17 protein-coding genes and 1 pseudogene are annotated in these 23,330 nt (G+C 72.6%); 14 read left to right on the top strand and 4 right to left on the bottom strand.

The features are described 5' to 3' along the window. Positions 1-19 precede the first annotated feature (19 nt). Positions 20-1,021, bottom strand: coding sequence for a TIGR03557 family F420-dependent LLM class oxidoreductase (locus FA582_RS08885; RefSeq protein ID WP_010146571.1), 1,002 nt, complete (start codon positions 1,019-1,021; stop codon positions 20-22). Positions 1,022-1,074: 53 nt separating this feature from the next. Between FA582_RS08885 and FA582_RS08880 the strand changes: the two genes are divergently transcribed. From FA582_RS08880 to FA582_RS08860, 6 genes are read left to right on the top strand one after another with little or no spacing between them, the layout of a single operon-like run. Next, on the top strand, positions 1,075-1,422 hold the full coding sequence (locus FA582_RS08880; protein ID WP_010146572.1) for an MGMT family protein: 348 nt from the start codon (positions 1,075-1,077) through the stop codon (positions 1,420-1,422). Positions 1,423-1,426: 4 nt separating this feature from the next. Next, a complete protein-coding gene (locus FA582_RS08875) occupies positions 1,427-2,755 on the top strand; it encodes a glutamine synthetase family protein (protein ID WP_010146573.1) in 1,329 nt (442 codons plus the stop codon). A gap of 14 nt (positions 2,756-2,769) precedes the next feature. Beyond that, positions 2,770-6,072, top strand: coding sequence for a bifunctional [glutamine synthetase] adenylyltransferase/[glutamine synthetase]-adenylyl-L-tyrosine phosphorylase (locus FA582_RS08870; RefSeq protein ID WP_010146574.1), 3,303 nt, complete (start codon positions 2,770-2,772; stop codon positions 6,070-6,072). Positions 6,073-6,082: 10 nt separating this feature from the next. After that, positions 6,083-6,727 carry a hypothetical protein gene (locus tag FA582_RS16400; RefSeq protein WP_010146575.1) on the top strand — a complete coding sequence of 215 codons (645 nt, stop codon included), beginning with the start codon at positions 6,083-6,085 and terminating at the stop codon, positions 6,725-6,727. Further along, positions 6,724-7,431 carry a 1-(5-phosphoribosyl)-5-[(5-phosphoribosylamino)methylideneamino]imidazole-4-carboxamide isomerase gene (locus FA582_RS16395; RefSeq protein WP_010146576.1) on the top strand — a complete coding sequence of 236 codons (708 nt, stop codon included), beginning with the start codon at positions 6,724-6,726 and terminating at the stop codon, positions 7,429-7,431. The genes FA582_RS16400 and FA582_RS16395 overlap by 4 nt, the downstream gene beginning before the upstream one ends. After that, complete coding sequence (locus FA582_RS08860; protein ID WP_010146577.1) at positions 7,428-8,195, top strand: SseB family protein; 768 nt, start codon at positions 7,428-7,430, stop codon at positions 8,193-8,195. Before FA582_RS16395 ends, FA582_RS08860 begins: the two co-directional genes overlap by 4 nt. Positions 8,196-8,282: 87 nt before the next feature. Here FA582_RS08860 and FA582_RS08855 read toward each other — a convergent pair whose 3' ends face one another. Both FA582_RS08855 and FA582_RS08850 read right to left on the bottom strand, forming a co-directional pair. Further along, positions 8,283-9,851 carry a catalase gene (locus tag FA582_RS08855; protein ID WP_010146578.1) on the bottom strand — a complete coding sequence of 523 codons (1,569 nt, stop codon included), beginning with the start codon at positions 9,849-9,851 and terminating at the stop codon, positions 8,283-8,285. Next, entirely contained in the window at positions 9,848-10,306 is a 459-nt protein-coding gene (locus tag FA582_RS08850; protein ID WP_010146579.1) for a Fur family transcriptional regulator, read from the bottom strand. The genes FA582_RS08855 and FA582_RS08850 overlap by 4 nt, the downstream gene beginning before the upstream one ends. Before the next feature lie 284 nt (positions 10,307-10,590). Between FA582_RS08850 and FA582_RS08845 the strand changes: the two genes are divergently transcribed. The 5 genes from FA582_RS08845 to FA582_RS08825 all read left to right on the top strand — a co-directional run bounded on the left by FA582_RS08845 (position 10,591) and on the right by FA582_RS08825 (position 17,498). Further along, positions 10,591-14,970: a S8 family serine peptidase gene (locus tag FA582_RS08845; protein ID WP_010146580.1), complete on the top strand. Its 4,380-nt coding sequence runs from the start codon at positions 10,591-10,593 to the stop codon at positions 14,968-14,970. Between the two features lie 359 nt (positions 14,971-15,329). Beyond that, positions 15,330-15,902, top strand: a complete 573-nt coding sequence (gene infC / locus FA582_RS08840; protein ID WP_420853145.1) for a translation initiation factor IF-3 — start codon at positions 15,330-15,332, stop codon at positions 15,900-15,902. A 102-nt stretch (positions 15,903-16,004) separates the two neighbouring features. Beyond that, positions 16,005-16,199 carry a 50S ribosomal protein L35 gene (gene rpmI / locus FA582_RS08835; RefSeq protein WP_010146583.1) on the top strand — a complete coding sequence of 65 codons (195 nt, stop codon included), beginning with the start codon at positions 16,005-16,007 and terminating at the stop codon, positions 16,197-16,199. 56 nt (positions 16,200-16,255) lie between these two features. Then, on the top strand, positions 16,256-16,636 hold the full coding sequence (rplT, locus tag FA582_RS08830; RefSeq protein ID WP_010146584.1) for a 50S ribosomal protein L20: 381 nt from the start codon (positions 16,256-16,258) through the stop codon (positions 16,634-16,636). 34 nt (positions 16,637-16,670) lie between these two features. Further along, positions 16,671-17,498: a TrmH family RNA methyltransferase gene (locus tag FA582_RS08825; protein WP_010146585.1), complete on the top strand. Its 828-nt coding sequence runs from the start codon at positions 16,671-16,673 to the stop codon at positions 17,496-17,498. Positions 17,499-17,610: 112 nt separating this feature from the next. Here FA582_RS08825 and FA582_RS08820 read toward each other — a convergent pair whose 3' ends face one another. Further along, positions 17,611-18,528: a hypothetical protein gene (locus FA582_RS08820; RefSeq protein ID WP_010146586.1), complete on the bottom strand. Its 918-nt coding sequence runs from the start codon at positions 18,526-18,528 to the stop codon at positions 17,611-17,613. Between the two features lie 356 nt (positions 18,529-18,884). On the opposite strand from FA582_RS08820, the gene pheS reads away from it, so the two are divergent. The 3 genes and pseudogenes from pheS to FA582_RS08805 all read left to right on the top strand — a co-directional run bounded on the left by pheS (position 18,885) and on the right by FA582_RS08805 (position 23,329). Continuing rightward, the gene (pheS, locus tag FA582_RS08815) at positions 18,885-20,030 is read left to right on the top strand and encodes a phenylalanine--tRNA ligase subunit alpha (protein ID WP_010148362.1); all 1,146 of its coding nucleotides are present in this window, start codon (positions 18,885-18,887) and stop codon (positions 20,028-20,030) included. Continuing rightward, a pseudogene (gene pheT / locus FA582_RS08810) lies at positions 20,030-22,568 on the top strand (phenylalanine--tRNA ligase subunit beta). Before pheS ends, pheT begins: the two are co-directional and overlap by 1 nt. Continuing rightward, entirely contained in the window at positions 22,565-23,329 is a 765-nt protein-coding gene (locus tag FA582_RS08805) for an SDR family NAD(P)-dependent oxidoreductase (RefSeq protein ID WP_010148360.1), read from the top strand. Before pheT ends, FA582_RS08805 begins: the two are co-directional and overlap by 4 nt. The last annotated feature ends 1 nt before the right edge of the window (position 23,330 follow it).

The raw sequence follows: 23,330 nt of genomic DNA, 5'->3' as shown, positions 1-23,330 counted from the left end.
CCCGACGCCGGGGCCGCCCTCAGCGGTGCAGCGCGGGCAGCACCTCGCGCCCGAAGACCTCGAGCCACTCCTGCTGGTTCCTGCCGACGTTGTGGAGGTAGACCCGGTCGAAGCCGAGGTCGAGCAGGCTCTGGATGTGCGCCCGGTGCACGTCGGGGTCGGAGGAGATGACCATCCGGCCCTCGAAGTCCTCGGGCCGCACGAGCTGGGCCATCGCCGCGAAGTCGTGCGGGCTGCGGATGTCGGCCTTGCCGAACTTCATCCCGCCGTTGGGCCACTCGGTCATCGCGTTGGCCAGCGCCTCCTCGTCGGTCGGCGCCCACGACAGGTGCAGCTGGAGGACCTTGGGCATGGTGTCGGGGTCCTTGCCCGCCTGACGGGCACCGTCGGCGAACTTGCCGAGCAGCATCTCGATCTTCTCCGGCGGTGCGCCCACGGTGATGATGCCGTCGGCGAGCTGCCCGGTCTTGCGCGCGTTGATCGGCCCGGCGGTGGCGACGAGGATCTCCGGCGCGGTCTCGGGCATCGTCCACAGCCGGGTGGTCTCCATCCGGAAGAACTCGCCGGCGAACTTCGTGTCCTTGCCGGCGGCGGAGGCCGTGAAGAGCTGGGTGATGAGCTCGACCGCCTCGAACATCCGGCGCGAGCGCTCGCCCGCCTCCGGCCAGTAGCCGCCGAGGACGTGCTCGTTGAGCGCCTCCCCGGCGCCGACGCCGAGCCAGGTGCGCCCGGGGTACATCGCCTCGAGGGTGGCGGCGGCCTGCGCCACGACGGCGGGGTGCCACCGGAAGCTCGGGCACACGACACCCGGGCCGAGGTCACCGGTGGTGCGTTCGCCGACGGCGGTGAGGACGTTCCACACGAAGGCCGACTGCCCCTGGTGCGGCACCCACGGGGCGAAGTGGTCGGCCGCCATGCACCCGGAGAAGCCGTGCTCCTCCGCCGCCGCGGTGAGCGCCACCGCCTCGGAGGGGTGGAACTGCTCCAGCATCGCGGCATACCCGACGGTGAGTTCGCTCATGCCGCCCAGGGTATGCCTCGTCCCCGTCAGACCCGGCGGGTAGCGTGCGGCGCGTGGACGAGGTGGTCGTCGAGAAGGTGTTGCGCGCGGTGGAGCAAGTGCCACCCGGGCGGGTCGTGAGCTACGGCGACGTCGCCGCCGTGGTCGGCATCGGCCCCCGCCAGGTCGGCTCGATCATGCGCCACTGGGGGAGCAACGTCACGTGGTGGCGGGTGACCAACGCCCAGGGCGACCTGCCCGTCGAGGTGCTGGCCCGCGCCCGCCCCCACTGGCGCGAGGAAGGCATCGAGCTGCGCCCCGGTGCACCGGGGTGCCGGATCGCGACCTACCGGGCCGACCTGGAGCAGCTCGGACACGACTACGCCCGGGCGACGCGCGACCTGCCCCATGCGGCAGGATGAGGCCATGAACCGCCAGCAGGAGTATGTCCTCCGCACCATCGAGGAGAGGGACATCCGGTTCGTCCGGCTCTGGTTCACCGACCTCATGGGCACCCTGAAGTCCGTGGCGGTCGCCCCGGCGGAGCTCGAGCAGGCCTTCACCGAGGGCATCGGGATCGACGGCAGCGTCATCGAGGGCTTCACTCGGGTCTACGAGGCCGACATGATCGTCCAGCCCGACGCCGACACCTTCCAGGTCCTGCCCTGGCGGGACCGCACAGCCCGGATGTTCTGCGACATCAACATGCCCGACGGCACCCCGGCGGCCACCGACTCGCGCAACATCCTGCGGCGCACCCTCGACGTGGCGGGGGAGCAGGGCTTCACCTTCTACACCCACCCCGAGATCGAGTTCTACCTCTTCAAGGAGCCCTACGACCGCACGGTCGGCCCCACCCCGGTCGACCAGGCGGGCTACTTCGACCACGTCGCCCGCGGCGACGGCCACGACTTCCGCCGGGCTGCGATCGAGATGCTCGAGCAGATGGGGATCTCGGTGGAGTTCAGCCACCACGAGGGCGGCCCGGGCCAGCAGGAGATCGACCTGCGCTACGCCGACGCGCTGTCGATGGCCGACAACATCATGACCTTCCGCACGGTCGTGCGGGAGGTGGCGCTGCACGAGAAGGCCTTCGCGACCTTCATGCCCAAGCCGTTGGCCGGGCACCCCGGGTCAGGGATGCATACCCACGTGTCGTTGTTCGAGGGCGACAGCAACGCCTTCTACGAGCCGGGCGCCAACTACGAGCTGTCCCAGACGGGCCGCCGGTTCATGGCCGGGGTGCTCATGCACAGCCGGGAGATCTGCGCGGTGACCAACCAGTGGGTCAACTCCTACAAGCGGCTGTGGGGCGGCGGCGAGGCACCGGCGCACGTCTGCTGGGGGCACAACAACCGTTCCGCCCTGGCGCGGGTGCCGATGTACTCCATCGGCAAGGGGCACTCACGTCGGATCGAGGTGCGCTCGATCGACGCCGCGTGCAACCCCTACCTCACCTATGCGCTCATCCTGGCCTCCGGGCTGAAGGGCATCAAGGAGGGCTACGACCTGCCCCCCGAGGCCGAGGACGACGTGTGGGTCCTCACCGACGCCGAGCGGCGCGCGATGGGCATCGATCCGCTGCCGCAGAGCCTGGGCGAGGCGGTGGCCGTCATGGAGGAGTCCGAGCTGGTGGCCGACGTCCTCGGTGAGCAGGTCTTCGACTTCTACCTGCGCAACAAGTGGCAGGAGTGGGGCGACTACCGCTCCCAGGTCACGCAGTTCGAGCTGGACCGCTACCTGCTCCACCTGTGACGCGAGGGTATGCCGTGTCCACCTCCCGCCCCTCCGACCAGGCCGGCGCCGCTCGCGCCGGGCGGGAGGGGCGCGCGAGCGGCCGTCCCGAGGGTGACCGGCTCGGGGCCTCACAGCTGGCCCGTGGCGGTTTCGAGGACAGCAGGCGGGCCGGGCAGCTGCTCACCGAGGTGCTCGAGCGGCTCGCTCCGGCGGGCGAGGGCGAGGGCGGCAGCGAGGTCGACACCGCGGACCTGGTCGCCGACCTCGGCAGCAGTGCCGATCCCGACGCGGCCCTGCTGCTGCTCGTGCGCCTGCTGGACCCGCGCTCGACCGGTGCCCGGGGCGAGCGCACCGACGCCCTGACGCTGCCGGTGGTGCGTGCCGGGGGTGCGCCTCGTCGCCGGCTCCTCGCCCTGCTGGGCGGGTCGGTGGCCCTGGGCGAGTCGCTCCTGCGCCACCCCGAGCACATCGAGGACGTCGCCGAGGGCGGGTCGCCCGAGGCGTGGGCGATCGTCGAGGCGGTGCGGGGCCAGGAAGGACGTGCGGGCGCCGATGCCCTGCGCGTCGCCTACCGTCGACAGCTGTTGCGGGTCGCGACGGCCGACCTGACCAGCGACGATCCGGTGGCCCTCCTGCCGGCCGTGGGCGGGGCGCTCGCGGACCTCGCGTCGGCCGCGCTGGAGGGCGCGCTGCTCCTCGCCCGCGCCGAGGTCCCGGGCGAGGAGCAGTGCGACCTGGCCATCGTGGGGATGGGCAAGACCGGGGGGCGGGAGCTCAACTACCTCTCCGACGTCGACGTCATCTTCCTCGCCGCGCCCCGGCAGGGGGAGGAGGAGTCGCAGGCCCTGGCCGTGGGGGCCCGGCTCGCCTCCGCGGTGATGCGGATCTGCGGCGAGTCCAGCGCCGAGGGCTCGCTCTGGCAGGTGGACGCGGCGCTGCGCCCGGAGGGCAGGCACGGCCCGCTGGTGCGCTCCCTGGCCTCGCACCGGGAGTACTACCAGCGCTGGGCCAAGACGTGGGAGTTCCAGGCGCTGCTCAAGGCGCGGGTCGTCGCCGGTGACGGCGATCTCGGTCGCCGCTGGCTGGAGATCGTCGAGCCCCTGGTCTGGGAGGCCGCCGGCCGCGACAACTTCGTCGACGACGTCCAGTCGATGCGTCGCCGGGTGGAGCAGCACGTCAAGCGCGAGGAGGTCGACCGCCAGATCAAGCTCGGCCCCGGCGGCCTGCGCGACATCGAGTTCAGCGTCCAGCTGCTGCAGCTGGTCCACGGGCGGGCCGACTCCGGGCTGCGTTCACGCACCACGCTGGAGGCGCTGGCGGCGCTCCGCGACGGGGGCTACGTCGGGCGCGAGGACGCGCACGCCCTCGACGAGGCATACCGGCTGCTGCGGTGCCTGGAGCACCGCGTGCAGCTGCACCGGATGAAGCGCACCCACCTCATGCCGACCGGCGAGGCCGACCTGCGCCGCCTCGGTCGGGCCCTGGGCGAGCGCGGCGAGGCCGACAAGGCCGTCCTGACGCGCTGGAAGGGGGTGCGCCGCGAGGTCCGTCGGCTGCACGAGCGGTTATTCTACCGGCCCCTGCTCTCGGCGGTCGCGCGGCTGTCCTCCGACGAGGCCCGGCTGTCGCCGGAGGCTGCCCGCGAGCGGCTGGCCGCCCTCGGCTTCCGCGACCCGGCCGGCGCGATGCGCCACCTCGAGGCGCTGACGGAGGGGGTCAGCCGCCGCGCCACGATCCAACGCCACCTCCTGCCGGTCATGCTCTCCTGGTTCGCCGACGGCGCCGACCCCGACGCCGGGCTCCTGGCCTTCCGGCAGATCAGCGACGCGCTCGGCACGACCCACTGGTACCTCGGCATGCTCCGCGACGAGGGCAGCGCGGCGCAGCGTCTCGCGCGGGTCCTGTCCTCGAGCAGGTATGCCGTGGACCTGCTCATCCGCAGCCCGGAGACGGTCGCGTTGCTGGGCGACGAGGGCGAGCTTATGACACCCGACAAGGACGCCCTCGTCGCGCGGATGACGGCGGCAGCGGTGCGCCAGGAGAGCGCCGAGGAGGCGTTCGCGTCGGTCCGCTCGGTGCGCGCCCGGGAGCTGGTCAGGATCGTCCTCGGTGACCTGGCGGCCGGCTGGGAGGGCCCTCAGGTGCGCCAGGCCCTGAGCGACCTGACCGACGCCTACCTCGAGGGGGCGCTGGGGGTGGCGACCCGCCGGGTGCTGGCCCGTCGGGGTGAGGAGGCCGCCGCTGCGGTGCTGGTCGTCGGCATGGGTCGCCTCGGGGGCCGCGAGGTGGGCTACGCCAGCGACGCCGACGTGATGTACGTCTACGACACGCTCCCCGGGGCCGACCCGGAGCGGGCCGCCGAGCAGGCGACCGCGATCATCACCGAGCTGCGCAAGGGCCTGACCGGCACCGGCCCCGACCCGGTGCTCGAGCTGGACGCCGCCCTGCGACCGGAGGGCAAGGCCGGCCCGCTCGTGCGCAGCCTGGAGGGCTACCGCAGCTACTACGAGCGGTGGTCGGCCGGCTGGGAGTCGCAGGCCCTGCTGCGGGCCAGGCCCGTCGCGGGCGACCCCGCGCTGGGGGAGGCGTTCACGGAGATGATCCGGCCGTTGCGCTGGCCCGAGGGGGGCATCGAGGACTCGGCGGTCCGGGAGATCCGCACCCTCAAGGCCCGGATGGAGGCCGAGCGCCTGCCCCGCGGAGCGGACCCCCGCACCCATCTCAAGCTGGGTCTGGGCGGGCTGTCCGACGTCGAGTGGGTGGCCCAGCTGCTGCAGCTGCGCCACGCCCACGACCACCCAGGGCTGCGGACGACCAGCACCATCGACGCCCTGCGCGCGGCGGGTGACGCGGGCCTGCTCAGCGAGCAGGACCGGGCGCCGCTGCTCGAGGCGTGGTCCGTGGCCTCCCAGCTGCGTGACGCCGGCATCGTCTGGCGCGGCAGGCCCGTGGACAGCGTCCCGAGCAACCTGCGCGACGCCGAGGGTATGTCGCGCGTCATGCGCCGTGGACCCGGCAGCGGGGCCTCTCTGGCACAGGACTGGCGACGCACGGCACGACACTCCCGCGAGGTGGTCGAGCGACTGCTCTACGGCAACCGCCCGCCCCGCACCGGGGTCGAGGGCGAGCCCGCCCAGCGGCAGGCGCGTCCGGGCGCGCCGGGTCGTCGGCCGGACGCCCCGAGCCGTGACCGGCGCACCGACGGCTTCGGCCGCCCCCGGGTCGCCTCGCCCCCGCGGGCGGCGGACCACTACCCACCACCGCGCCGGGACCCCTTCGGGCGCTCGGAGCGACGTCGACGTGGCGAGGGTGGAGCCGGGCCGGCCGGTCCGTAGGATGAGCCGGGTGAGCCCCGCCGACGACCCCACCCCGTCCGGACGCTCCCAGGGACTGGTCCTCGCGGCCGGCCCACGCCCCGAGGTGGACACCTGGGTCGCGGCGAGCATCGTCCCCGTCACCGTGGTGCCCCTGCAGGGCTGGGTCGCCGTGGTCACCCGAGGGCCGTCCCGTGCCGGCTCGCCCTACGACGACGGGGGCCTGGTCAACGCCTGCCGGGCGCTGTCCGCTCGCGCCGCGCCGGGGCTGGGGTTCTTCGAGATCGACGGGCGGGCCCTGGTCACGGTGCACGCGCCGGGCCGCCGCCGGCGGGTGCGCTGGGTGGTGTGGGAGCCCGAGCAGGGTCTGCTGCGACCGCCGGGCCTGGAGCTCGCCGGCCCGTCCGAGCTCGTGCGCCTCGCCGGGGCCGAGGCGCCGGTGCGCGACGAGCTGGTCGACCTGCTGCACGAGACGCGGGTGCGCCCGGCCCGGATGCTGCAGGCCGTCATGGCCACCCTCGGGCTGCCCGGCACCCGTCTCCTCGACGACCCCGCCCACGCGGACACGCTTCCCGGCGCGGTGCGGCGCGACCCCGACCCTCAGCAGGTGGAGTGGTTCGAGGACGCCGTGCGCGACTCGGTGCGGCTGCGCCGCGAGCTGGGCGTCCTGTCGTGACCGGAACGCTGGACCTGCTCCCTGCCGTCGACGTCGCCTCCGGGCGGGCGGCACAGGTGGACGCCGACCTCCCGGCACGGCCGCTCGATGTCGCGCAGGCCTTCGTCGACCAGGGCGCCCGGAGGATCCATCTCGTCGACCTGGACCGCGCCTTCGGTCGTGGGGGCGACCCCCGGCTCATGGAGCTCCTGGTCGAGCAGCTGCCCGTGCCGGTGCAGCTCTCCGGGGGGATCACCGGGCCCGAGGACCTCGCGTGGGCGGCGCGCACCGGTGCCGCGCGGGTGGTGCTGGCCAGCTCGGCCCTCGCCTCTCGCGACGTGCTGGAGCGCGCGGTAGACCTGCTGGGGGAGCGGCTGGTCGTCGCGGTCGACGTGCGGGAGGGACAGGTCGTCGCCCGCGGCACCCCGCTCGTCCTCGGCACGCTCGAGACGGTCCTCGCCGGGCACGCCGTCCTGCGCGAGGGACATGTCCGGGTGCTCGTCGCCGATGCCTCCCGCGACGGGCGGCGCACGGGCGCCGACCTCTCGCTCTTCCGCTCCGTGGCCCAGCTCGTGGGTGCCCCGGTCACCGCGTCGGGGGGCGTGGCGGTGCTGGACGACCTCGGCGCCCTGCGGGACTGCCAGGAGGTCGACGAGGTGGTGCTGGGGGCGGCGCTGCACGACGGGGCGTTCACCCTGGCCCAGGCCCTGGAGGTCACCGCATGAGCGACCGCTTCTCGGGGCACCGACCGCAGGAGGGGGCTGACACCGGCGGGGTGCCCTGGGCGGGGCGCACCTTGCGCGGCACCGGCTTCGACGACGACACCGGCGCGGCCGACCAGGCCCTGGCGGCACTCCTCGCCGGTCCCGACCCGGCTCCCCAGGAGGTCGTGGCCGCGGTCGCGCGCGCCCGGCTCGTCGTGCCGATCGTCGCGGTCGCCGCCGAGGTCGACGACAGCTCCGGCGTCCCGGTCGACGCGCGCAGCGACATGGCCTCGGTCACCCTCGTCGCCCCCGACGGTCAGCGCGCGCTGCCCGCCTTCACCAGCACGGGAGCCCTCACCGCGTGGGACCCCTCGGCCCGACCCGTCCCGGTCACCGCGCAGCGTGCCGCCCGGGCCGCCGTCCAGGAGGGCTGCTCGGTCATCCCGCTGGACCTCCCGGCGGCACCCGGCCCCGCGGCATACACCTTGACCGGCTCGATGGTGTGGGCGCTGGCGATGGCCCGCCCCTGGGTGCCGGCTCATGCCGACGACCACGTGGCGGCGGCCGTGGCGCAGGCCGCGCGCCACGAGGAGGCGGTGAGCGCCCACCGGCTGGGCGGCGAGGCGGGCGACCTCCTGGTCGAGCTGGCGCTGTGCCCGGGGCTCACCGCAGCGCAGGTGCAGGCGGTGGTGACCCGGATCGGTGAGCGGCTGGCGGTCGACGCCGAGACCCGCGCCCGGATCGACGCCGTGGCCTTCCGGCTGCTCCCCGCTTCGTCCGAGTAGGCCACTCGCCTCACCCGGACGCGCCGCGGGCGCCGGACCAGGGTGTGGTCCGGCGCCCGCGGCGGCTGGTCTGCTCCTGCGCTCGACTCAGCGCTGGCCGCCCACGAGGTCGCCCTCGCGCTCGCGCAGCGTCCCAGCGTCGTCGCCGGCCTCGTCGGACGCGGAGTCCGCGCCGGAGCCGATCTGCTCGATGCGGTCACCGAGCTGCTGGTCGACGTTGCGCCAGTAGGCGTAGACGCGGGTCCGGACCTCCGGCTCGCAGGCGCCCATCATGCCGCCCACGGTCTGGGCGAGGCGCTCGCGCTGCTCGTCGGTGTAGACCTCACGCACGAGGAGTCCAGCCTGGCCGAAGTCGTCGTCGTCCGGGCGCAGGTCGTAGGCCTGGCGCACCAGCTCGCCGTCGGCCTCCCAGCCGTTCTCCACCGGGCCGGTGGTGTCCGACCACGGACGCCCGTAGGCGTTGGTGGCATACGTCGGCTGGCTGCCCGAGTGGAGGTAGGCCATGGGGCCGTCGAACTGGTAGGCGTTGACCTGGGTCTTGGGCTGGTTCACCGGCAGGTGGGTGAAGTTGGCGCCGATGCGGTGCCGCTGGGCGTCCGGGTAGGAGAAGACCCGGGCCAGCAGCATCTTGTCGGGGGAGACGCCGGTGCCGCGGACCTGGTTGGAGGGGCTGAAGGCCACCTGCTCGATCTGGGCGAACCAGTTCTCTGGGTTGCGGTTGAGGGTCATCCGGCCGACCTTGACGAGCGGGTAGTCGGCGTGCGGCCACACCTTGGTGAGGTCGAACGGGTTGTAGCGGTAGGTCTTGGCCTCGTCGTAGGGCATGACCTGCACCGACAGCGTCCAGCTCGGGTGGTCACCCCGGTCGATGGCCTCGAAGAGGTCGCGACGGTGGTGGTCGGCGTCGGCCCCGGCGAGGCGCTCCGCCTCCTCGTTGGTGATGTTGGCCACACCCTGGTCGCTGTGCCAGTGGTACTTCACCCAGAAGCGCTCACCCGACTCGTTGACCCACATGTAGGTGTGGGAGGAGTAGCCGTTCATCTCGCGCCACGTGCGCGGCAGGCCGCGGTCGCCCATGAGGTAGCTGACCTGGTGCGCGGACTCGGGGTTGGCGGTCCAGAAGTCCCACTGCATGTTGGGCGAGCGCAGGCCGCTGTCGGGCATCCGCCGCTGCGAGCGGATGAAGTTGGGGAACTTCATGGGGTCGCGGACGAAGAACACCGGGGTGTTGTTGCCGACGATGTCGAGGTTGCCCTCGTCGGTGTAGAGGCGCACCGAGAAGCCGCGGACGTCGCGCCAGGTGTCGGGGGAGCCCTGCTCACCGGCGACGGTGGAGAAGCGGGTGATGACCTCGCTGCTCGCGCCCTGCTGGAAGATCCCGGCCTTGGTGTAGGCCGAGACGTCCTCGGTGGTCTCGAAGACGCCGAAGGCGCCCGACCCCTTGGCGTGCGGCAGTCGCTCCGGCACCTTCTCGCGGTCGAAGTGCGCGAGGTTCTCGATGAGGGTCACGTCGTGCAGGAGGAGCGGACCGTTGGCGCCGACCGACAGGCTGTTGCGGTCGGAGTCGTTGGGCGCGCCGTTGCTGGTGGTCGACCCCTCGGGGGCCACCCCCTCACCGCTGTGCTCGGCATTGACGTAGCCGGGATGACTGCTCATGGCTTCTCCTTCGTCGTGCTGTCGGTGGTGTTCTGGCACTGCGGGCACCGCCCCCAGTAGATGACCTCGGCCTCGTCCACCGTGAACCCGAGGGACTGGGCCCCGGCCGGATCGAGGCAGGGCGCCGACCCGACGGGGCAGGGCACGTCCACCAGCACGTCGCAGTCGCGACAGACGACGTGGTGGTGATTATCACCCCGGTCCAGCTCGTAGCGGGCGACCGCGTGCGCCGGCTCGATGCGACGCACCAGGCGCGCCGCCGTGAGGGCGGCCAGCACGTCATACACCCCTTGGACGGAGACGCCCTGGTGTCGGGCGCGGGTGAGGTGGACGACCTCCGCCGCCTCCACGTGCGGGTGGCGCTCGAGCGTGTCGAGCACCGCCAGCCGCGGCGACGTCACCCGGAGACCAGCGGCCCGGAGGGCGGCGGCGGGTGGCGCGGTGGTCGAGGTCATGGGCTCACCCGATCACGAAATCTTGAATGATTCAAGTGCACGACGCGGCGTGGCGCCGGCTCCGGTCTGCCTGCGGCAAAGGTTTGGTATGGAGTGCGTCAAGTTCGTTGCCCTCCACGAGCGCCCCTCCCTAGGGTCGAGGGGCACCGGGACAGAACGTCCCGGTGCGGACCACGGGCGGACGTGGGGAGGGTGGTAGGCCGCGTGGGGCGGCCCTGGGCGACGCAGTGACGAACCGGCGGGACCGCCGGGTCGGGACAACGATGCTCTCAAGGAAGAGGGACATGTCGATGCACTCACTACCACGACGGCGCTGGTGGGCCACCCTGGCCACCGGCACCCTGCTCGTCTCGGGGATGGCGACCGTGCCGGCCGCTGCGGCCCCGGACGCCACCGATGACGCCGGCACGATCGATGCGGCGGTCGACGCCGAGCTGGAGAGCGAGGGCAGATCCGACGTCTGGGTCCGCTTCGCCGACCGACCTGATCTGGAGCAGTTCGCCACGATCACCGACTGGGACAAGCGTGGCCAGGCCGTCGCGGATGCGTTGCGGGCATCCGCGACGGCGAGCCAGGCCGACCTCCGGCAGGAGCTGGACGCGGCAGGCGTGGACTATCGCGCCTTCTGGGCCACCAACTCGATCCGGGTCGACGCGGCGGACCTCGCGCTCGTGACCTCCATGGCGGCCACCGATGGTGTCGAGGGCATCTACGCCCCGATGGAGATCGAGCTGCCCGAGCTCAAGGAGGAGGAGCCGCGGATGGCTCCGGCTGCCGTCGAGTGGGGCGTCAACGACGTCAACGCACCCCAGGTGTGGGACGACCTCGGCATCCGAGGGGAGGGAGTGGTGGTCGCCACCATCGACTCGGGCGCGCAGTACGACCACCCGGCCCTGGTCACCTCCTACCGCGGCAACAACGGCGACGGCACGTTCGACCACGACTACAACTGGTTCGACGCCGCCGGCACCTCACCCGACGCACCGGCCGACGGCAACGGCCACGGCACCCACGTGACCGGCACGATGGTCGGCGACGACGGCGGGGACAACCAGGTCGGCGTCGCGCCGGGCGCCACCTGGATCGCGGCCAACGGCTGCTGCCCCAGTGACGCGGCCCTCATCGCCTCCGGCGAGTGGATGCTCCAGCCCACCGACCTCGAGGGCGACAACCCCGACGTCACCAAGCGCCCCCACATCATCAACAACAGCTGGGGCACCAGGACCCCCTCGACGGCCCCCTTCATGGAGGACGTCATCGAGGCCTGGGCGGCCAGTGGGCAGTTCGGCGTCTTCGCCAACGGCAACTCCGGGCCCGCCTGCGAGAGCTCGGGGTCACCGGGCAGCCGCATCGTGGCCTACAGCGTCGGCAACTACACCATCAACCACACCATCGCCGGCACCTCCGGGCGGGGCGCCGGCCAGGACGGGGAGATCAAGCCCAACATCTCGGCTCCGGGCAGCGCGGTGCGCTCCTCGGTCCCCGGCAACGGGTATGCCGTCTACAGCGGCACCTCGATGGCCAGCCCGCACGTCGCCGGGGCCGTGGCGCTCGCCTGGTCCGGCGCGCCGGCCCTGGTCGGGGATGTCGACGCCACCCGCGACCTGCTCAACGGGTCGGCGGTGAACACCGAGGACCTCCAGTGCGGCGGCACCGCCGAGGACAACAACGTCTTCGGCGAGGGCCGGCTGGACGCCCTGGAACTGGTCACCTCGGCACCGATCGGTGACGCGGGCACGCTGGAGGGGACGGTGACCGACGCCAGCAGTGGCGACCCGCTCGCCGACGCCTCCGTGCTGGTGGACGGTCCCATCGAGCGCAGCCTGCTGACCGACGAGGCCGGTGCCTACTCCGCCACGCTGTCCGCGGGCGACTACGACCTCACGATGAGTCGGTTCGGCTATGCCACCGAGTCCGCGTCCGCGACCGTCACGGCCGGCGGGACGACGACCGTCGACGCCGCGCTGGAGCCGGTGCCGAGCGGCGCCGTCACCGGGACGGTCACGGACGGCTCCGGATACGGTTTCCCGTTGTATGCGCGGGTGGCGGCCGAAGGGACGCCGGTGGCGACGTATACCGACCCCGAGACGGGAGAGTTCTCCCTCGACCTCCCGCAGGGCGAGACCTTCGAGCTCACCGTTCAGGTGCAGTACCCGGGCTACCTCACCTCCACGGTGGAGGCGAGCTCGGGGGGTGAGCCGCTGGACGTCTCGGTGCCCGTCGATGCGCAGACGTGCACCGCACCCGGCTACTCCTACGTCGTCGACGGGGTGACGGAGAGCTTCGACGCCACCACGGTGCCCGACGGGTGGGAGGTCGTGGACCACGCCGGCTCCGGCGAGGTCTGGGCCTTCGACGACCCGGGCGAGCGGGGCAACCTCACCGGTGGTGAGGGCGGCTTCGCGATCGTCGACTCCGACTTCTACGGCTCGGGCGGCAGCCAGGACACCTCCCTGGTGAGCCCCGCCGTGGACATGAGCGAGCTGGCCAACCCGGTCGTCGGGTTCGCGCAGGACTGGCGCGGGCTCGGCGACGACCTGGCCGACGTCGAGGTGAGCACCGATGGTGGGGAGACCTGGACGACGGTGCTCTCCCAGGACCTGTCGGTCCGCGGCCCGGACGAGCAGGTCGTCGCCCTGCCGGACGCAGCCGGTGAGTCCGACGTGCGGGTGGCCTTCCACCTCTCGCAGGCGGAGTACGACTGGTGGTGGCAGGTCGACGACGTCTTCCTGGGCAACCGCGACTGCTCGCCGTCCGGCGAGGGCGGGTATGTCGTGGGCAACGTCTACGCCGGTGAGGGCGGAGAGGCCATCGACGGCGCGACCGTGACCAACCTCGACGTCCCGGAGGAGACCGCGCTGACGCAGGAGACGCCGGCGGACGACAACCTGGACGACGGGTTCTACTGGATGTTCTCGGCCCACCCGGGCGACCATCCGTTCGAGGCCAGCGCCCGCGGGTACTCCTCGCAGACGCAGGACGTCACGGTGCAGCACGCGGAAGCGGTGCGGGCCGACTTCACCCTGGGTTCGGGCTTCGTCACGGTGGACACCGACAGCATCGAGGTCTACCAACCGTTGGGGTCGGAGCGGCGACACCGCCTCACCTTCGACAACACCGGCACCGGCGCGGCCGAGGTCACGCTGAGCGAGCTCGCCGGTGAGTTCGAGATCCTGCGTGTCGACGGGTCGACGGACACCATGGGTCTGGCCGCCGCTGACGACGAGGGGGGTGAGGTCGTCCGGCTGGACGTCGACACCTCCCTGGCTGCCGGTGCCTCGGGCATGGGCGCCCAGGGGACCAAGGACCCGGCACGGGTCGCCGCGGACCCCTGGACCCCGCTGGGCAACTACCCGCGGGTGGCCATGGACAACCGCGTCGTCAACCTCGACGGCACGTGGTACACCCTCGGTGGGACCACGGGCACGGCGGCCTTCGCGGACGTCAACCGGTACGACCCGGTGGCCATGGCGTGGACCGCCGCGGCGCCTCTGCCGGAGGCAGCCTCGGCCGTCACGGCAGGAGCAGTCGACGGGCAGATCGTGGTCTCCGGCGGCTGGGTCAGCGGCGGGGTCTCCACGGACACCCACCTGTACGACGCGGCTGCCGACTCCTGGTCGGCCGGCGCGCCGGCACCCGCCGCGGTGTCGGCGGCCGGCACGGCCGTCATGAACGGCACGGTCTACTCCGTCGGAGGGTGCACGACGAGCTCGTGCACACCGATGACGTCGGCTGTCATGGCGTATGACGTCGCGGCCGACAGCTGGACCGAGCTGGCCGACTACCCGGTCGCGGTGGCCTTCGCCTCCTGCGGCGGGGTGGACGGTCAGGTCGTCTGCACCGGGGGCAACCCCGGCTCGGGCGGCATCGCGGACAGCTACGCCTACGACCCGGACGCCGACGCCTGGTCCGAGCTGCCGGACGCACCGTCCGACAGCTGGGCCGCCCAGGCGGCCGCGGCCAACGGCCACCTGGTGGTCAACGGCGGCGTCCAGGCTGGCGCGGTGACCAACGCCAGCTTCGCCTTCGACGGCGCAAGCGGGACGTGGGTCGAGATGCCGGCCAGCGGCGCCGCCGTCTACCGCGGGGGTGCCGCGTGCGGCATCGCCAAGGTGGGAGGGTCCAGCGGTGGCTTCACCCCGGTCGACGTCGCCGAGCAGCTGCCCGGCTTCGACGACTGCGGTGCCGCGGCTGCCGATGTCGACTGGCTCACGGTGGACCCGATGGAGTTCACCCTCGAACCGGGCGAGCGGCTGCGGGTCACCGTCACCACCGATGCGGACGTCGCCCAGCCGGGCACCTACACGGCCGGGATCGGGATCCGCACCGACACCCCGCAGCGCTTCGACCCGATCGACGTGACGATGCACGTCACGCCGCCGCGGAACTGGGGCAAGCTGCAGGGCGACGTCGAGGGGATCCAGTGCGACACCTCGCGGGTCGGCCTCGGCGGGGCGGTGGTGGACCTCACGCCCACCAGCGGTGACGACCCCGGCTACAGCCTCATCACGCAGGAGGACGGGTCGTATGCCTACTGGGTCATCACGGGTCGCTACCAGACGATCGTGGCCAAGGACGGCTACCGTCCGACGGTCGACGACATCCGGGTGCCCCGGGGTCGGATCGTGACGGAGGACTTCGCCCTCCGCAGGATCGGCTGCTGACCGCGCGCTGACCTCACCGGTCGACGCGGAGCGCGGTGGCCCGTCCCGACGTTCGGGGCGGGCCACCGCCGTCTGCTACCCTGGTGACTTGACCAGTCGGGCGTTCGCACGCCCGACGTGCAAGAGAGGCCTTCGCCTCCACCCGCGATGACCGAGAGGTCGCCGGGTCCTGGTCTCGCGCCGTGTCCGCACGGAGCGAGTGCGGCGCCCACGCGCATACCTGGCGTGGACCGTCGTCGTCGGCCTCTTGCGCACCCGGTGCCAGGAGGCCTTTCTGGTGCCTGGGGGTCAGGACACGACGACGAAGGAGCAGGCACATCAGCGAGCCTCGCATCAACGACCGCATCCGGGTCCCGGAAGTGCGGTTGGTGGGCCCCAACGGGGAACAGGTCGGCATCGTGCGCGTCGAGGACGCGCTGCGACTGGCGGCCGAGGCCGACCTCGACCTAGTCGAGGTGGCCCCGATGGCGCGCCCTCCGGTCGCCAAGCTCATGGACTACGGCAAGTTCAAGTACGAAGCCGCCATGAAGGCCAGGGAAGCACGGAAGAACCAGGTCAACACGGTCATCAAGGAGATCAAGCTCCGCCCCAAGATCGACGACCACGACTACGGCACCAAGAAGGGCCACGTCGTCCGCTTCCTCAAGGCCGGCGACAAGGTCAAGGTCACCATCATGTTCCGCGGGCGCGAGCAGTCGCGTCCCGAGCTCGGATTCCGGCTGCTGCAGCGACTGGCCGAGGACGTCATCGAGCTGGGTCACGTGGAGAGCGCGCCCAAGCAGGACGGCCGCAACATGGTCATGGTGCTCGGACCCACCGCCAAGAAGGCCCAGGTGCGGCAGGCCAAGCGCCGTGACGCCGAGCGCGCCCACGACGAGCAGCCCGCCGACGTGAGCGTCGACGAGACCACCCTGGCGACCGACACCCCGTGAATCACGGGCCGAGCACCCGTGCTCACGGCCCTGACCGACGGCATACCCCCAGAACACCGCCCGGCACCCCGGGCGAGACGAAGGACGTAAGGAGATCGGCTCATGCCGAAGATGAAGACCCACAGCGGCGCCAAGAAGCGTTTCCGCGTCACCGGCACCGGCAAGATCATGCACCAGCGTGCGCGCCACGTGCACAAGTTCCAGGAGCGCACGAGCCAGGCCGCGCGCCGGCTCGTGAACGACAAGGAGGTCGCGCCCAGCGACGTCCGCAAGGTCAAGAAGATGCTCGGTCTCTGACCGGGATCCTCCCCCTCGAACTCACCCCCCTGAAGAACTAGTCAAGGAGTACTCACGTGGCACGCGTGAAGCGGGCGGTCAACGCCCACAAGAAGCGTCGGGTCGTCCTGGAGCGCGCCAGCGGTTACCGCGGGCAGCGCAGCAGGCTCTACCGCAAGGCCAAGGAGCAGGTCACCCACAGCCTGGTCTACAGCTACAACGACCGCCGGGCCCGCAAGGGTGACTTCCGTCGCCTCTGGATCCAGCGCATCAACGCCGGCGCCCGCGCCAACGGCATGACCTACAACCGGTTCATCCAGGGCCTCAAGGCCGCCGGTGTCGAGGTTGACCGCCGCATGCTCGCCGAGCTCGCGGTGCACGACGAGGCCGCCTTCACGGCTCTGGTGGAGATGTCCCGGGCCAACGTCCCGGCGGCCGGCGCCGAGTCCGCCGCCTGAGCCTCGCCCACGGCACCCCACGACGCCCCAGCGCATGAGCGCGGCTGACCGTCCGCTGCTGAGCAACCCTCGCAGCGAGCGCGTCAAGCAGGTCGCGGCGCTGGGGCGTCGTGCTGCCCGGGAGCGGTCCGGCACGTTCCTGGTCGAGGGACCGCAGGCGGTGCGCGAACTCCTGGGGTATGCCGCCTCCGCCGCCCGGGCGCTCTACCTCACCGCCACCGCCGAGGAGCGGCACGCCGAGATCGCCGACGTGGCGCTGGCCGCGGGCGTGCCGATCTGGACGTGCACCGAGGAGGTGCTCGCCGCCATGGCCGACACCGGCGCCCCCCAGGGCATGGTGGCCGTGGCCGACCGCGTGGACGCACCGCTCCCGGACGTGCTGGACGCCATCGGCGACGGTGACACCGTGGTCGTCCTCACTCACGTGCGCGACCCCGGCAACGCCGGCACGGTGCTGCGCGGGGCCAGTGCTTTCGGGGCGGCCGCGGTCCTCGTGAGTGATGCGTCTGTTGACGTCTACAACCCCAAGGTCGTGCGCTCCACCGTGGGCGCGCTCTTCCACCTGCCGGTGAGCATCGGCATACCCGTGGCGGAGCTGCTCGAGGCCTGCCGGGAGCGGGGGATCCGGTTGCTCGCGGCCGACGGCTCGGGCTCCACGCCCCTGCCCGATGCCGACCTGAGCGGCACGCACGCCTGGGTGATGGGCAACGAGGCCTGGGGCCTGGCTCCCGAGGTCCTGGACGGCTGCGACCAGGTCGTGTCGATCCCCATCGCCCGGGCCGAGTCGCTCAACCTCGCGATGGCGGCAACCGTCTGCCTGCACGCCTCGGCCGCCACCCGCGCCAGCCGTGCTCGTCGCTGAGGCCCGCCCTGCCGGGGAGGATCGGTGCACGCGCGCCCATGCTCTTCGCTGAAGGCCGCCCTGCCGGGGAGGATCGGTGCACGCGCCCCCATGCTCATCGCCCTGCTTGCGGTCACGGCAGCCCTGGACGGTCCGGGAAGTGCCGCCGCCACTCGTCGGAGAGCCGACCGACCTGCATACCGCGTGCGCGGAAGATCCGCTTCAGTCGGTGGACGGTCTTCCCAGGAGTCCGGTAGATGTCGGGGGAGACGAGCGTCACCAGCCGCCACCCGTCATCCTCGAACCCCTCGCGCCGGCCCAGGTCAGCGACCCACTGGTCCTCGCGCTGGATGTGGTGCCTCCCGTCGTACTCCACCGCCGTCCTCGTGGCGCGGTCGCCGGCATCGAGTCGCCGGGTGAGCCGCCCCTGCGCGTCGTAGAACCGGATGTCGGTCTCCAGCTCGGGCAGGCCCGAGAGCACCCGAAGCAGCCGAGCCCGCGTCTCCATGGCCGAGTCGACCCCAGCGCGGACCAGTGACGCCGCCCGCTGGGCGAGCCGGCGGTTGCTGACCGGTTCAGCGGCCGCGGCAGCCACGAGGCCCTCCGGGGTCGCGCGGCCGCGACGGACGAGAGAGTCGCCGAGGACGACCAGATCGACCAACCCCAGGTCGTCCACCAGGTCCAGGAAGGTGTCGGTGGGTGAGGTGAGAGGCACGCCCCGGAAGACGACGGGCGTCCGACGGGACTGGTGGGCAGCGACGTCTCGGCGGTCGGATCGCGATCGCCCCGCCGGCACGCTGAAGTGCAGCAGGTCGGTGTCCGGGACGACGCCGCCCCACAACCGCGCGGCCTGATGGCGGGAGGCGAAGGCGTGGGCACCGCCGACCAGGACGGCAGTGCGCGCCTGCGTCAGGGCATCGAGGGCCACCTCCGCCGAGAGGTAGGCGCCGTAGCCCAGCCGGACGAACTCCGAGGACCGGAGGCGTCGATCGGAGATGCCGTGCCGCCGTCCGGTCGCCCAGAGGAAGGGGCGGGTCGGGTCGAAGTTCATCGGTCTCACTGTGGCAGGAACCATCGCAGCGACCCGGCGACTATCCACAGGCTGGGGGGAGTAGGCGGTGAGCTTGGATGCGCGTGTACCGATCCTCTTCGCGGTGGGGCCGGTCTGCGGTGAGGACGGGTGCGCGTGCACGGATCCTCTCCGCGGTGGGGCCGGTCTGCGGTGAGGACGGGTGCGTGTGTACGGATCCTCTTCGCGGTGGGGCCGGTCTGCGGTGAGGACGGGTGCGCGTGTACGGATCCTCTCCGCGGTGGGGCCGGTATGCGGTGAGGACGGGTGCGCGTGTACCGATCCTCCCCGGGAAACCCGGTCGAGAGCGCCGCGACGGCGCACCTAGACTTGCGCAGGTGTCCGAACCCAACAGTCATGACAGCGCTGCCGACGAGCCGGCGGGTGGGGGGCAGTCGGCCGGCGGGCCGACGAACCCCACCCCTGGCGGCGAGCTGACCCAGGAGTCCGTGGACGGCCACGTCGCCGCCGCGCTGACCGCCATCGACCAGGCCGCCGACCTCGACGAGCTCAAGGACGTGCGGCTCGCGCATGCCGGGGACCGCTCGCCGCTCGCGCTGGCCAACCGGTCGATCGGCTCCCTGCCCGGCTCGGAGAAGGCCGCCGCAGGCAAGCTCGTCGGCCAGGCCCGAGGCCGGGTCAACCAGGCCCTCGCCCGACGCCAGGAGGCGCTGGAGGCCGAGCGCGACGAGCGCATCCTCGTCGAGGAGGCGATCGACCTCACCGTCGCCCCCGGCCGCCGGCCGCTCGGGCGCCGGCACGTCCTCACCGTCACGGCCGAGCGCATGGCCGACGCCATGGTCGGCATGGGGTGGGAGATCGCCGAGGGGCCACAGGTCGAGGCGGAGTGGTTCAACTTCGACGCGCTCAACTTCGACAAGGACCACCCCGCACGCCAGATGCAGGACACCTTCTTCGTCGACCCGGCCAAGGCAGGTCTCGTCCTGCGCACCCACACCTCGCCGGTGCAGGCCCGGTCGCTGCTCGAGCGCGGGGTGCCGCTCTACGTCGCCGTCCCGGGCAAGACGTTCCGGACCGATGAGCTGGACGCCACGCATACCCCCGTCTTCCACCAGCTCGAGGGCCTGGCCATCGACGAGGGCCTGACGATGGCCCACCTCAAGGGCACCCTGGACCGACTGGCCGAGGCGATGTTCGGCCCCGGCATCGTCAGCCGCCTCCGGCCGGCCTACTTCCCGTTCACCGAGCCCAGCGCCGAGATGGACTTCCGTTGCTTCGTCTGCCGCGGTGACAATCCGGCCTGCCGCACCTGCGGCGGCACCGGCTGGATCGAGTGGGGCGGCTGCGGCATGGTCAACCACAACGTGCTGCGCGCCTGCGGGGTCGACCCCGAGCGCTACCAGGGCTTCGCCTTCGGTATGGGTGTGGAACGGACCGCGATGTTCCGGCACGGGATCGCCGACATGCGGGAGATGATCGAGGGAGACGTGCGCTTCAACGCGCAGTTCGGGATGGAGATCTGATGCGGGTTCCGGTCGACTGGCTGGGCGACTACGTCACGCTGCCCGAAGGGGTCACCGGCGAGCAGATCGCCGCCGACCTCGTGGCCGTGGGGCTCGAGGAGGAGGGACTGCACTCCAGCGGCGTCGGCGGCCCGCTCGTCGTCGGGCGCGTCCTGGAGATGACGCCCGAGGAGCAGAAGAACGGCAAGACGATCAACTGGTGCCAGGTCGACGTGGGCGACTCCAACGGCACCGGCGAGCCGCAGGGCATCGTCTGCGGGGCGCACAACTTCGGCGTCGGCGACCTCGTCGCGGTGATCCTGCCCGGCGGCACGCTGCCGACCCCGCAGGGACCCCTGACGATCAGCGCCCGCAAGACCTACGGCCACGTCTCGGCCGGGATGATCTGCTCGGTCCGCGAGCTCGGGATCGGGGAGGACCACGACGGGATCCTCGTGCTCCCACGCCTGCTGCCGGAGCCGGTCGTCGCCGGGCTCTCCCCGGGTGACGACCTCATCGGGGTGCTCGGCCTGGACCGCGAGACGGTCGAGGTCAACGTCACCCCCGACCGTGGCTACTGCTTCTCGATCCGCGGCATCGCGCGGGAGTACTCCCACGCCACCGGCGCGGCCTACACCGACCCGGCGTCGTTGCCCGTGGACCAGGGTGAGGAACAGGGGTATGCCGTCCGCCTCGCCGACGATTCGCCGCTCGAGGGGGTGCCGGGCTGCGACCGCTACCTCGCGCGGGTCGTGCGCGGTATCGACCTCACCCGGACCACCCCGGAGTGGATGGCGCGGCGGCTCACCGAGGCCGGGATGCGCCCGATCGGGCTGGCCGTGGACGTCACCAACTACGTCATGCTGGCGCTCGGTCAGCCGCTGCACGCCTTCGACCTGGCCACCCTCAACGGCCCCGTCGTGGTCCGCCGCGCGCGCCCGGGGGAGCGGCTCACCACCCTCGACGACGTCGACCGGCCCCTGGACCCCGAGGACCTGCTCATCACCGACGACGGCTCCCGCGTCCTGGCGCTGGCCGGTGTCATGGGCGGTGAGGACGGTGAGGTGACCCCCCGGGGTCACCACCGACGTGCTCATCGAGTCGGCGCACTTCGACGCCCGCACCGTCGGGCGAACCTCCCGTCGGCACAAGCTGTCGAGCGAGGCGGCCAAGCGCTTCGAGCGCGGCGTCGACCCGGACGTCACGGCGGCGGCGGCCCAGCTCGCGGTGGACCTGCTCGTCGAGCACGGTGGCGGCACCGCCGACGCGGCGATCACCGACGTCGACGAGCGACCCGGACGGCCCTCGATCGACTTCGACCTGACGATGTCCAGCCGCTACGTCGGCGTCAACTACGACCTCGGCCGGGTCCGCGAGATCCTGCAGCTCATCGGCTGCGAGGTGTCCGGCACGACCGACCCGCGCCGGGTGTCCGTGCTCCCGCCGAGCTGGCGACCCGACCTCACCGACGCGCCCACCCTCGTCGAGGAGGTCGCGCGGATCGACGGCTACGACAAGATCCCGTCCGTGGTGCCGCGCGCCGCCGGTGGCCGCGGTCTGACCCACGGGCAGCGGGCCCGCCGGGCGGTCGCGACGGCCCTCGCCGGTCAGGGGCTGCAGGAGGTCCTCACCTACCCCTTCGTCGGGGCGCACCGCTTCGAGGAGCTGGGGCTGGCCGAGGACGACCCCCACCGCCGTGCCCTCTCCCTGGCCAACCCGCTGTCCGACGAGGCGCCGCTCATGCGCACCGCGCTGCTGCAGACCCTCCCGGACGCGCTGCGCCGCAACGTCTCCCGTGGCAGCCGCGACGTCGCGCTCTTCGAGATCGACAGCGTCACCCTGCCCGAGGGCGAGCCGATGGCCCCGGTCCCGGGTGTCGGCGAGCGACCCTCCGACGACGTGCTGGCCGAGATCCGTGCCGCCGTCCCGGCGCAGCCCTGGCACGTCGCGATCATGGCTGCCGGTCAGGCCGACCGGGCCGGTTGGTGGGGTCGCGGTCGCCCGGTCGACGTCGTCGACGTCGTCGGGTGGGCGCATGCCGTCGCCGACGCGCTCGGGGTCGAGGTGCTTCGCCAGCAGAGCGAGCGCGCTCCCTTCCACCCCGGCCGGTGCGTCGACCTGACGCTCTCCGACGGCTCCCGCGTGGGCTGGGCCGGTGAGCTGCACCCCCAGGTCGTGCAGCGCCTGGGTCTGCCCCCGCGGACCAGTGCGGCGGAGCTCGACCTCGACGTGCTCGTCGCCGCGAGCGACCACCGCACCCAGGTCAGCCCACTGTCCACGCACCCGTTGGCCACCTCCGACGTCGCGCTCGAGGTCCCGCGCGGGGTGCGGTTCAGCGCGGTCGAGGAGTCCCTGCGCGCCGGGGCGGGTGACCTGCTGGAGAGCCTGGAGCTCTTCGACGTCTACGCCGGTGACCAAGTGGCGCAGGACCGCCACTCACTGGCCTTCCGGATGCACTTTCGGGCACCCGACCGGACCCTCACCACCGGTGAGGTCAACGCCGCCCGCGACGCCGCGGTGAGCCGGGCGGCCGCCGACCACGGGGCGGTGCAGCGGTGAGCGTGGCCCTGGTCACCGGTGCCTCGCGCGGCATCGGCGACCTCGCCGTCCGGGCGCTGCTCGGTGCTGGGTGGACCGTCGTCGGGCTGTCCCGTTCCGGTGCGGTCGCCGACGGCGCGGAGGGTATGCCGTGCGACGTCACCGATGCCGACGCGGTCGCCACGACGGTGGGTCAGGTGATCGACCGGCACGGGCGGATCGACCTGCTCGTCAACAACGCAGGGCTCATCGAGACCGAGGTGCCGCTCTGGGAGGCCGACGTCGACGAGTGGTGGCAGGTCATGGTCACCAACGTGCGAGGCCCTTTCCTGCTGACCCGCGCCGTCGTCCCGCACATGATCACCGCCGGCGGCGGGCGCGTCGTCAACATCAACTCCGGCGCCGGCACGAAGGAGCGCGGTGACCTCACGGCATACTGCGGCTCCAAGTCGGCGCTGGCCCGGATCACCGGCGGGGTCGCCCTCGCCGGTGCCGAGCACGGCGTGCTGGCCTTCGACCTCGCCCCGGGCGTCGTCGAGACGGACATGACCCACTCGATGCGCATGCACGACGGGCGCACCGAGTGGACCGCCCCGCAGGACGTCACCGATCTGCTCCTGGCCTTCGCCGCCGGCGAGCTCGACGGCTTCTCCGGCCGCATGGTGCGGGCTGGGGCCGACGACCTGGACACCCTGCGGGCACACTCCCGCGCCGGCCTCCCGGACGACGCGCGGATGCTGCGGCTGCGCCCGTGGGGCGAGGACGACCCGGTCGCCGGCTGAG

This window comes from Serinicoccus profundi (assembly GCF_008001015.1).
Taxonomy (GTDB): Bacteria; Actinomycetota; Actinomycetes; order Actinomycetales; family Dermatophilaceae; genus Ornithinicoccus; species Ornithinicoccus profundi.
This window is presented reverse-complemented; position numbering and strand designations above follow the sequence as displayed.